This is a genomic window from Psychrobacter sp. Arc29 (assembly GCF_041431175.1).
GTDB lineage: Bacteria > Pseudomonadota > Gammaproteobacteria > Pseudomonadales > Moraxellaceae > Psychrobacter.
The window spans coordinates 134,868-146,872 of record NZ_JASMRR010000007.1; the positions used below are offsets into that span (position 1 = coordinate 134,868).

The window sequence follows — 12,005 nt, forward strand, 5'->3', positions numbered from 1 at the left end:
GATTATTGCATTAGTACTTAGAATAATCCAAATAGTAAACACTGCTTAAAAGCCAAACCCAAATGATCACACTTGGAAAACAGGCGCAAATCCACCCCCTGGTGTGCGAAAATTAGTCGCTTGACCTTGATAGATACGCCCAGCAGTTAGTAACAGCTGTCCTGCATAGGTATAAAGACGTATATCTACTTTTTTGGTCGTCACAACATCATCGATTTTTATTGATCGCTCTGTAGCAGGTATAAAGGTCTGTGCAATATAATCCTCATCCAGAATGTTCTCAAAAACGCGTCGAGTGAGCTTGCTACCGCGATAGACGCCTTTGCTTCCATATCCAGCAACTGGCTTAAAAAACAATTGTCCCCGAGTACGCCATAACTCTGCTGCATCCTCTTTTATAACCATTTTGGTAGTTGGCACTGCCCTTTCTAGACATTTTGCATCATCATTATCTAGTCCCCACGACTGCAAAGTTTGCGGATCGGATAGTAAGGCTAAGTTGCGCTTATTCGCAAATATAGCATGGACATGAGGATTAGGCGTTACTACTACCGCACCCTCTAGATAGGCACTTTTAAGCACGGCGTGGTTAGGGTTTTCAAATGCAAAGTCGACCAACCGATTATAGATCATATCAATGGGCTTACCATGCGCTGTCAGCTTGCCATCAACATAGTTAATTTCAGACGGATCAAGTATAACGGTATCAATGCCCTTAGCTTGAAGTAGTCGGCAAGCCAGCTGAAACTCTAAATACATGAACTGACTTTTGGGATCATTATCGATAATAGCTATGCGATTAGGCATGGCAGTAGCCGATTGTCGCTGCCACTCTTGTATGAACATGTTAGTGACGGCTTCTTCAAAGCCATCAAGCATTTTAGTAGTATCAGCACTTTGCTCGGAAGGGTGGCAGCATTGTTTTTGTGCGCGGGCAAGTGCTACGTTTAAAAATGCGCCTCCAGCGTTAGTATTGATCTCAATAAGTTGAGGGCTATCGCTACCTAAGTGAAAGTCATAACCCATAAAGGCTCCTATTGGCCCTGGATCGAAAGCAGCAATTTTGGGTGCCCATGACAATACTTGCTGTTGGTAAGATGGAAGTCTAGCAGCCGACTCAATAGCTGCGACAATTCGCACCATTGTCTCTATCTCTGTTTTGGGGACAAACACCGGTGTTGCTGAAAAAATTTTATTAAGCTCATTAGCTCCTATTGGGTTGTCTCTAGTGTCTGACAATTGATTTTGAAGGCTAGTATTAAGTACTTTACGATCTAAAGTACGGCAATAGCACTCTTTATTAAGTTGATCTGCAAGATTGTCATTCACTTTATCTTGGTTATTGCTTAGGTGTTCCATTTAAATCTCATTACTAAGTTTAGTGGGTATGCTGATAAGGTTTAGAAGACAGCCAAAGTAAAAAAGGTATTTGAAATGTTTAAGATAAGGTTGTTTTTATAGTTGTTTTATAAAATAGTCATTGTGCGCCATAGCTACTTTGCGAGGTTAAACAGTTTTATGCTCTTCTTTGATTAGCACTTTTGCTAAAAACAAACCTAACTCGAACAGTAGCCACATCGGAATCGCTAGCAATAGCATTGAGACACCATCGGGTGGTGTAACTACAGCTGCCACAGCAAAACAACCAACAATGATATATCGGCGCTTACTCTCTAGACTCTGAGTGGATACGATACCGACCATTATCAATAGTAAAGTAACCACTGGAATCTCAAAAGTCAGTCCAAACACCATAAACAACTTGAGTGCAAAGCTCAGATAACTATCAATATCGGTCATAGGTATGACATTCTGCGGAGCGAATAGGATAAAGAACTTTAATACGCCTTTGAGTACCACAAAGTAGGCAAAGGCAACACCCGTATAAAATAGAAATATCGAAGAAAACAGCACAGGAATGGCAATTTTCTTCTCTTTTTTATATAAGCCAGAAGCTATAAATGACCAAATTTGATACAGAATATAAGGCATCACTACAAATGCAGCAACGAAAATTGTCAAGCGAATAGGTGCCATAAAGTTTGAGGTAATGTCAGTGGCAATCATAGTCGAGTTCGCAGGCAACTGTGCAACTAGAGGGTCTGATAAAAGGTTGTAGAGTTCACGCGAAAACCCTACCAATGCTAAGAAAACAATCAAAACGGCTACGCATATTTTGATGAGATGCTTGCGTAGTTCAATCAAGTGTTCAGTAATAGGCATATCACTGAGCGCATTCAGCACATTATCAGCCTCATCACTATGGGCAGTGTCTGGGGCTTTAATATTTGTATCCGCTAACTTTTTTTGTCGATTTTTTTGGCGTTTAAATAAGCTCATTCATTCACCTTTTCTATAGGTGAAGAAGAAATATTTGGCTGATGAGGATCGGTTGGTTGATGTGAAGCGTCTAAGCTTTGATTCTGCGAGTCTTCAAACTTTTGCATACTACCGCGCATCTCTGCTAGTTCACGCTTCATATCTGACTCAGTCTGACGGATTTTTGCAAGCTCATTTTGCATTTGTTGGCGCGTTTCAGCCAGATCAAGCTCAGCTTCTATTTCAGACTGTAAAATGGATACTGTACGGCGCAGTTTGGCATACCATTGCCCAGCCGTACGTGCGGCCTGCGGCAGTTTTTCTGGGCCCAATACGATTAAGGCTATGACGCCAAACAAGAGTAACTCGGAAAACCCGATATCAAACATAACAGACAAATATATTAATTAATAGGCTATTGAGTATCGCCATCTATAGCGGCGCATTTCATACTTTCTGCTTATTATCAGTGGTAGCAGGGTTGATTTCTATATCATCAGCCTGTGTATTTGAGTCAGTATCTGGTACTGGCAGATTGCCTTCATGACTAAGTGCGCGGTTTTTGCGAGTATGCTCGGTCTCTTCATCTTTTACCGCTTCTTTAAAGCCCTTTACCGCACCGCCTAAATCTTTACCCGCGTTTTTGAGCTTAGCGGTACCAAATACAACCACTACGACTACTAACAAAATCAGCCAATGTGTAATAGAAAAACTACCCATAACGATATCCTTATTTTTAAATTCTAATAAAACCCGTATTGGGCATTACGTTTTGACAATTTTTCCTAACATTCATATCACAAGTCCAACCTACGTAGTCTAAGCGCGTTAACAATCACCGAGAATGACGACAAGCTCATAGCTGCCGCTGCTATCATTGGACTAAGTAGAAGCCCAAATACGGGATAGAGCACACCTGCGGCAATTGGGACACCAAGTGCATTGTAAATAAAGGCAAAAAACAGGTTCTGTCTGATATTGCGCATGGTGGCGTGGCTAAGCTTATAAGCTTTAGCAATGCCCATTAAATCACCTTTTAGCAGGGTAATACCCGCACTCTCCATCGCCACATCGGTACCCGTTCCCATAGCGATACCAACATTAGCCTGCGCTAGTGCGGGCGCATCGTTGATACCGTCACCTGCCATTGCTACCAATTTACCGCTATCTTGCATCTCTTTGACGATACGGTTTTTGTCCTCTGGTGAGACGTCGGCATGGACTTCATCGATACCTAATTTATTGGCGACTGCCTGCGCGGTTTTTTCGTTATCACCCGTTAGCATGACGACTTTTAGTCCCGCGTCATGAAGCAGTGAAATAGCCTCTTTGGTGCTTGGTTTAATAGGGTCAGCAACTGAAATAATACCAGCAGCTTTACCATCTATAGCCACAAACATTACCGTTTCACCGTCTTTTCTACGGACATCAGCTTTAATGGACAGCTCATTATCAAAACTATTTAGGCTTTCCATAAGCTTAGAGTTACCAATAGCGACTTTCTTACCATCGACCACGGCTTGTACGCCTTCGCCAGTAGTCGAATTAAAGTCAGTAGCTTTAGGAATAATGAGTGATCTTTCTTGAGCCGCTCTAACGATAGCTTCTGCTAAAGGATGCTCGCTTGCACTTTCTACTGCGGCTACCAATGCGAGGAACTCGTCTTCATCTTGACCTACCTGCGCGTCAATTGCAGTAAGCTCGGGCTTACCAGCGGTCAGTGTTCCGGTCTTGTCGACGACAATAGTATCGACTTTTTCCATACTCTCTAACGCTTCAGCATTTTTGATAAGCACGCCATTCTGAGCACCCTTGCCAGTACCGACCATAATCGACATAGGTGTGGCGAGTCCTAAAGCACAAGGGCAAGCGATGATTAACACTGCAATAGCGTTGACCAGTGCAAAGGCCATAGCGGGCTCAGGGCCGAATATCGCCCAGACAATAAAGGTAATGACGGAGCAGATAAGCACGATCGGTACGAACCACCCAGCTACCTTATCTACCAATTTCTGTATAGGTGCGCGGCTACGCTGAGCTTCGGCAACCATTTGTACAATTTTGGATAATACCGAATCTGCTCCAACATTGACCGCTTCGACCAATAGCGTTCCAGTGCCATTTACCGTACCGCCAGTAACCGTATCTCCTTGTGCTTTTGACACAGGGATTGGCTCACCCGTTACCATTGATTCATCAACATTACTATTGCCATCGATCACTGTACCATCTACGGGTAGTTTCTCACCCGGTTTAACCCGTAGCTTATCGCCAGTGACGACCTCATCAAGCGAGACTTCGACTTCGTTGCCATTTTCATCGACACGTCTTGCAGTCGGCGGTGCGAGCTCAAGCAATGCTCGAATCGCGCCTGAAGTTTGACTTCTGGCTTTGAGCTCTAATACTTGACCCAAAAGTACTAAGGTTACAATGACAGCTGCCGCTTCGTAATACACACCGACTTGACCATTAGCGTCTCTGAAACTGTCTGGGAAAATATTGGGAAAAAAGGTCGCGACAATACTAAAAATATAAGCAGCGCCTACGCCTATCGCAATCAAAGTAAACATATTGAGATTGCGGCTTTTTATAGACTGCCAACCACGGACAAAAAACGGGGCGGCGCCCCAAAGCACGACAGGGGTCGCAAGCACTAACTCAGCCCATTGTAAGATCTGTGATGAGATACCATACTGACTGAAATTAACTACGTTTACGTCAAACATACCGCTCATCACATATATTAATAGCGGTACAGTCAGTACTGTACAAACCCAGAATCGACGAGTCATATCATCGAGCTCTGAGGTATCTTCTTCACCGATAGTAAGCGTTTCAGGCTCAAGTGCCATGCCGCATATTGGACAGCCACTATTCTCAACATCTCTGACTTCAGGGTGCATAGGACAGGTGTAGACCGTGCCATCATAATCAGCAGGAACTTTGTCGTATTTACCGCCTTTGATAGATTTTACATCAGTGCTGTTAGAAGTATCCTTTCCATGACAGTGTGCATGACTGTCTTCATCAGTAACCTCGTTCTCAGGTTTGAGAAACATACCGCATATTGGGCAATCGCTTTTTTCCACATCTCTCACTTCTGGATGCATAGGACAGGTATAAACGGTTCCGCTATAATTTTCAGGTACTTTGTCGTAATTACTCTCTTTAGTAGGATGGGCATCGGTATTTGACATGCTATGGCAGCTTGCATGGTCATCTTTCATTGCTACCATCTCGGCAACAGTGTCTTCAGGTTTAAGAGACATTTTGCATATGGGACAGCCTCTATCTGTAATGTCTCTGACTTCCGGATGCATCGGACAGGTATAAATGGTTCCACTGTAGCAAGTTGGCACCTTATCGTAAGTGGTATCTTTATTAGATTCTATGCCTGTATTCGCTGTACTGTCACAGCAATCAGGGGCTTCGCTGTCCGAAGTATTTTTTGTCGTATCGTGTTTCATGACTATGTTCCCGTTATTGATTGCAATGATAGTTTAGGGCTAAGTCGCTAGCTTTTGATCCCATTCAAGATTGGTGCACTGTTCGTCTTTCTCAGCATAGCTGACCTATCTGAGCCGAAGATTCAATGGCTACGCTAGACTCATCCTGCTTTAGCAAACCAGCGATATAGCGGTACAAACACAATCGCAAAATACCAACCATAAAGATAGGATTCGACAAATCCAATTAGGAAACCTGACCATGTCAGCCATTCAAAACCAGGTAGCAGCGGTGCCCAAGCCTCATGCATGCTTATCTGCTCAGGTGCGAGTAGGCCAAAGCCTATGCACAAGAGATAGCTAATGAGCAGAAACAGAGAAACGCTATTGCCCACAGGACCAATTCTTAAAGTATTCGCTTTTGAATTCAATTCGTTCATCTTGACTCTCCTTGGTGGATGCTATACACCGCTTTCGTCACTACCAAACAACGGTATGGTATATGACCCGAGCATCCGAGCCAGAAAGCTTTGCGCAATAATTATAGAAAATTACATCAGTAGAGCATTAAAACCGGTCGTCAAACAGTCTCCATATACTTGATGCAAGTACGTCGCAGCACCGCCAGCTGACGGGTAAGCGTTAGAGATTTTGATATAGGAGTAAGCACTAAAAGAGACAACAATTGCAGCAGCCAGAAGGCCAGTAGGGAAAGTGAACCATGCATACTCAGCCTTTTATTGCTTTTTCATGAGCAATGTTTTGATTCTGTAGTGAAAGTAGCTTTGAATAAAAAGACCTATATGCTTAAGTCTATCATTTGATAGACCATTATTTTATTTGTTTAAAATATTCCTATCAGTATAGATCGTTATTCAAGCTCATCAATCAATTGCTTCATCTCAGCGATTTCACGCTTTTGCGCTTTAATAATATCGTCAGCAAGCTTTTGTACACGCGGATCTTCAATATCAGCGCGACTACTAGTGAGAATGGCAATCGAGTGATGGGGTATCATCGCTTGCATCCAATCGACTTGATCGACAGTTGCTTGTGATCTAACACCCCAAATACCAACAGCAAACATCAATACGCTTAGACCATAGATCATTAAATTGACTTTGGTCTTCTTATACATATTCGTCATAAATGCCAACATGACCACTGCCATACCGGCACCCATGTAGAGCGCCATGTAAGCTCGGGTTTCACTAAAATAAATATGATCCCATTCATAAGTATTGAAATACATCATGATGTACATCACAATCGTAGACGTCACAATCATCAGAGTGAACTTTACATAAGGGTTCATGCCCTGTTGATGATCCATGGTGTTTTGATCTGAAGCATTCATAGTATATCCCCTATTATTTTAATAATATTAGAACCAGAATTTGACCCCCGCAGTCAAACTACTGCTATCAACCGATTCATTTTCTTGACGTCGTTGACCACGAGCCTTGCCAAGCGCTGTCTCATAACTCACACCCACATAAGGGGCTAGCTGGCGACTGAACGTCTCATAAGTCAGCCTAACCTCGGCTTCCATTTCATTAAAGCCCTTGGTAATGCCATTATCATGGTCATCTTTACTAAAGGCAGTCAGTCCCACCTCCGGTATGACCACCCAATGCTGATCCAAACGCCATTCGTACTCTGCGCCTAAATCAAGACGAAGTTGACCATCGGTATATAAATAGGCTCTCGCATCTGTTTCGATAAAATACGGCGCGGTACCGACAATACCTGCCATAAGGGCAGCGTTATCGTTTTCAGTATCGTAAGCGACACCAGCTTCACCATTCCAGAAAATGCTCAGTGGTTTCCAATAAGCAAGCGAGCTCAAGCTATCGATTTCTTTATCATCTTTAGTCTGAGCACTACCTTCCGTGCGTAGCCTGATACGATTACTGTCAGTACCATACCAACCCGTCGCCTCGAAGTTGATTTGATCCTCATCAAACTGATAGCCCAAGTCGTCTACTGATACTCCCCATAATGGCATGCTGCCCATCATCATTGGCTTACCATACTGCCCGTAGGGAACCCCATTTGAATAGTCTGGACTACGAGCATCGGCTGGCGGCTGCCCGCCTTGCATCCCAGACATATCCATGCCGCTGTGATCCATGCCTGACATATCCATACCGCTGTGATCCATACCAGACATATCGCCCGACATGTCCATGCCACTGTGATCCATACCAGACATGTCGCCCGACATACTCATACCGCTATGATCCATATCAGACATATCGCCCGACATGTCCATGCCACTGTGATCCATACCAGACATATCGCCCGACATATCCATGCCGCTGTGATCCATATCAGACATATCGCCTGACATGTCAATGCCACTGTGGTCCATACCAGACATATCGCCTGACATATCCATACCGCTATGATCCATACCAGACATATCAGCAGCCGTTGCAAACGATGATGTGAGCAAGACTAGCGATGACAAACCAATGAATGGCAGATTTTTCTTAGATATTTTCATAATAAGCCTCATATTCGAAGGTTTGTTAAACGACGGCAACTTCTCTGAACATACCGGCTTCCATGTGATAAAGCAGATGGCAATGCCATGCCCATCGTCCAACTTCACCCGTCACATCGAAGCTAATCTTTTGCGCTGGCTGCACCACAATCGTATGCTTACGTACCTGAAAGTCTCCAGATGGGGTTCGCAAGTCGCTCCACATACCATGCAGGTGCATCGGATGGTTCATCATGGTGTCATTGACTAAGGTAATGCGTACGCGCTCGTTAGGTTTAATATTGACAGGCGTTGCATCCTTAAACATGACACCATCTAACGCCCAAATATAGCGTTCCATATTGCCAGTCAAATGTAATTCGATCTCTCTAGTAGGTTTGCGCTGCTCTGCCAGTACTTGCTCATCCACGGAGCGCAATTGGTCATAAGTCAACACCTTTCTATTAATATCACGCAGGTTAATACCGGGGTCATCGAGGTTCATACGTGGACTGTCGACACGCATATCAGATTTAAAGTCGTACTCGGTCTTAGCGTGCTTTGCTTTGTAGCCTTTGTCACCCATAGCCCCCATCATATCAGCCATGGTCAGCCATTCGATCTTATCCATAGCAGGTATTGCAGCACGAGCGCCTTTTTTGGTCGCAAGCGTGGTCGCGACATAGCCCGAACGATCAATGTTTTGGGCAAATATGGTATGTGCATCTTTGGTCGGCGTGACGATGACATCATAAGTCTCAGCCACCCCAATGCGGAAATCATCAACATCGACAGGCGCGACATCATTACCATCCGTTGAGACGACTGTCATCTTCAGACCCGGTATACGCACATCGAATATCGTCTGCGCCGAGCCATTGATAAAGCGCAGTTTGACGGGCTGTCCCGCTTTCACTAGCTGTGTCCAATTGGCGGCGGTGGTTTTACCATTCATAAGGTAAGTGAATGTCTTCTCACCAGACAGATCCGTAAAATCTGTCGGCATCATGCGCATCTTATTCCACATTTTGCGCTTGTCATAAGCGGCTTCTAAATCTGTTGCGGCAATATCAGACAATAGCTTTTTAAAATCTGGCAAGTGGTAGTTATCAAAGTCAGCGCGCTGCTTTAATAGCTTTAGCAAGTTATGCGGATCACGATGTGTCCAATCACTCAATAAAATCACGTGATCTTCGGCGACTGGATGACGTTCGCGGCCTTTAGGCTCAATGACGATAGCGCCGCGCATTCCAGTTTGCTCTTGAAAGCCAGTATGGGAGTGATACCAATACGTACCCGATTGAATGAGTTTGAATTTATAGGTAAAGGTACTGTTCGCAGGAATACCATCAAAGCTGATACCTGGCACCCCATCCATCTCAAATGGGACGAGCAAGCCATGCCAGTGAATAGAGGTCGACTCATTCATCTGGTTATGGACACGGATGGTCACGGTATCGCCTTCTTGCATCTTTAGCGTTGGCGCTGGCAGCGAGTCATTGATGAGGGTTGCCATACTCGACTTGCCATTGACAGTAACGGGCTTCTTGCTGACATACAGGTCAAACTCATTACCGGTTAGGATAGGTACGATATGGTCAGATTTATCACTGTTGACGGCTACGTTTTGTTGACCTTTACCGAGCGCACTATTGGCAATAGATGGCAGTGTGGATAGCATGGATGCCCCTAATAGAGTAGAGGACCCTGTCAAAAAACGCCTGCGGTTAAGCATATTCTTGTTCATAATTATTTACCTAACTTAATCCATGAAATGGGAGTTGAGTCTATATATTTATCAGTCAAGCTTATGTCTTCGACAGCCCATTAGTAGAGCTGGATAAGCTATTTAAACGTCACTCAAACTATAATTGCTGCTGCGGTGACTCAATGGTTGCATAAATGGCTGTTGAGCCATCTTTGTTAAGCTGCATCACTTTATACGGCATAAATTTATCTTGATATTCCATACCAGGGCTACCAACTGGCATCCCAGGTACGGCAAGACCGATCGCATCACTTGGTGGGTTTTTTAGGAACTGTGCCATATATTTGGCAGGGACATGACCTTCAAATACGTAGCCGTCAGTAGTGACAGCGGTATGACAAGAGCGCATCTGCTGCGGTACGCTGTAGCGCTCTTTAAACAAGGACAAATCTTCGACGTTCTGTGCGGTTGCATTTAGGCCATGACCTTCGGCATAACCGACCCATTCTTTACAGCAGCCACAATTGGCATCTTTATAAACGGTGACTGAGATATTTTTTAGGATAGTTGGCTGGGTGTCTGAATGAGCACTGACAGGCATTATTTCCGCTTTTGGTTGCTCTGTTTGCGCGGTTTGCGTAGCGGTAGTTGGCTCAGTCGCTGGTGTTGAGTCAGCAGCAGCGTTAGGTTGACTACAAGCCGCTAATAATAGTGAAGATGTCATCATCACTAAAAGAACACGACCAGATAACCGGTTGTGTTCACTAGAAAATATATTGGTATAGCGTCTCATAAAATCACTCCTGAGCATTTATCTGACGATCAAATTTATAAAAATTAAAGCCGTAACACTGACCAAAGTGGTATTGGTAAAGCTTAAAACTCAAATCGCAAAAGGCAGCACTCTTGAGTACTGCATTTCTTACGAATAATCAATGTTGCATGCCGGATCCATCACCAGACATATCCATCTCACCATCAAATGACATGTCCAACACATCATCGTCTATCCTAGTCGTTAGCATGGTGTACTGATTTTCATCTAAGTCAGGTAACGATCTGATAAAAGCAACCATTGCCCACATTCTATCGTCATCGTGCGAAGCGCCCCATGCTGGCATACCTGATGCCATAATGCCGTGTTTGATGGCCCAAAAAGCTTGCTGAGCACCGGCATCGGTCTTATAGCGTTTAACCAAGTCAACATTGGTAAAACTTGGCGGCTTAGGATATAAACTGGCGCTAAAATCAGTGCTTTCCACCCCAGGAGACAAATGACACCCTGCACACATATCTTTGTAATCGGCACCGCCCGAGCTGATCATTTCTGTCTTTTCTAAGTTGGGAACCGTAATGTCCTTACTAGCATTCGCTATTGAACGCGTGCGGGCAGTCTCTAAAAAATTGTAAACTAGCGGACTATGGGCTTGATCAGCGCCGATATTTATCACACCACTAGTCACTACAATAAAAATACCCACAATCGCGACAAAGACGGTAAACAGTATTCCTAGTAAAAACTTCATAGGTTTGTCCTAAAAATCCATTTTTGTTAATATCCAATTACTGCTCGACAAAACCATCTAACAATAATATTGAATTTCTACGATCCACTTCTATAAGATCAATGCCTAAGAGTCACTTTTACTAGTAACACAGTGTTTTTGGTACATCTGTTTCATTTTACCCATATTACTCATCATTGCTTTCATGGCAGGATCATTCATATCCATTTTACTATGATCCATTTTGCCCATCATTTGCATGTGCTTTTGCATTTTTTCACAGTTCATTTGGTCTTTTTCAGCATGCATCTTAGGATCATGCGCCAAAGCTGACGTTGAAACGACTAAAGCTATAGCAGTTGCTACGATTGATTTAGATAGTGACATGGTAAATCCTTATTTGATTGGGTTTGAAGTCGACTAGACTTCAAACTATTAAGTTACTTTAAAGCATACTTTATTGATTCTGACAGAGAGATGACGGCAAGATTACAATTCTGTCATCTTGCTATTTATGGTTTTTAATATTGTTAGCAATC

12 protein-coding genes are annotated in these 12,005 nt (G+C 43.7%); all 12 read right to left on the minus strand.

Annotated elements, in window-relative coordinates; translation table 11 throughout:
* Positions 1-66: 66 nt before the first annotated feature.
* Positions 67-1,359 carry a hypothetical protein gene (locus QO189_RS10765; RefSeq protein ID WP_240216647.1) on the minus strand — a complete coding sequence of 431 codons (1,293 nt, stop codon included), beginning with the start codon at positions 1,357-1,359 and terminating at the stop codon, positions 67-69.
* Positions 1,360-1,506: 147 nt separating this feature from the next.
* On the minus strand, positions 1,507-2,223 hold the full coding sequence (tatC, locus tag QO189_RS10770) for a twin-arginine translocase subunit TatC (protein WP_371532759.1): 717 nt from the start codon (positions 2,221-2,223) through the stop codon (positions 1,507-1,509).
* Between the two features lie 113 nt (positions 2,224-2,336).
* Positions 2,337-2,708, minus strand: a complete 372-nt coding sequence (tatB, locus tag QO189_RS10775) for a Sec-independent protein translocase protein TatB (RefSeq protein ID WP_240216649.1) — start codon at positions 2,706-2,708, stop codon at positions 2,337-2,339.
* Between the two features lie 58 nt (positions 2,709-2,766).
* Entirely contained in the window at positions 2,767-3,039 is a 273-nt protein-coding gene (tatA, locus tag QO189_RS10780; protein WP_240216650.1) for a Sec-independent protein translocase subunit TatA, read from the minus strand.
* A gap of 77 nt (positions 3,040-3,116) precedes the next feature.
* On the minus strand, positions 3,117-5,786 hold the full coding sequence (locus tag QO189_RS10785) for a copper-translocating P-type ATPase (protein WP_290176788.1): 2,670 nt from the start codon (positions 5,784-5,786) through the stop codon (positions 3,117-3,119).
* 140 nt (positions 5,787-5,926) lie between these two features.
* Complete coding sequence (locus QO189_RS10790) at positions 5,927-6,205, minus strand: DUF5676 family membrane protein (protein ID WP_057758573.1); 279 nt, start codon at positions 6,203-6,205, stop codon at positions 5,927-5,929.
* A 431-nt stretch (positions 6,206-6,636) separates the two neighbouring features.
* A complete protein-coding gene (locus tag QO189_RS10795; RefSeq protein WP_290176789.1) occupies positions 6,637-7,122 on the minus strand; it encodes a DUF305 domain-containing protein in 486 nt (161 codons plus the stop codon).
* A gap of 27 nt (positions 7,123-7,149) precedes the next feature.
* Positions 7,150-8,274: a copper resistance protein B gene (locus tag QO189_RS10800; protein WP_371532717.1), complete on the minus strand. Its 1,125-nt coding sequence runs from the start codon at positions 8,272-8,274 to the stop codon at positions 7,150-7,152.
* A gap of 25 nt (positions 8,275-8,299) precedes the next feature.
* Complete coding sequence (locus tag QO189_RS10805; protein ID WP_290176791.1) at positions 8,300-10,000, minus strand: copper resistance system multicopper oxidase; 1,701 nt, start codon at positions 9,998-10,000, stop codon at positions 8,300-8,302.
* Positions 10,001-10,118: 118 nt separating this feature from the next.
* A complete protein-coding gene (locus QO189_RS10810) occupies positions 10,119-10,754 on the minus strand; it encodes a DUF411 domain-containing protein (protein WP_371532718.1) in 636 nt (211 codons plus the stop codon).
* 139 nt (positions 10,755-10,893) lie between these two features.
* The gene (locus tag QO189_RS10815; protein ID WP_371532719.1) at positions 10,894-11,487 is read right to left on the minus strand and encodes a cytochrome c; all 594 of its coding nucleotides are present in this window, start codon (positions 11,485-11,487) and stop codon (positions 10,894-10,896) included.
* A gap of 105 nt (positions 11,488-11,592) precedes the next feature.
* Positions 11,593-11,853: a hypothetical protein gene (locus QO189_RS10820; RefSeq protein ID WP_371532720.1), complete on the minus strand. Its 261-nt coding sequence runs from the start codon at positions 11,851-11,853 to the stop codon at positions 11,593-11,595.
* Positions 11,854-12,005: the final 152 nt, after the last annotated feature.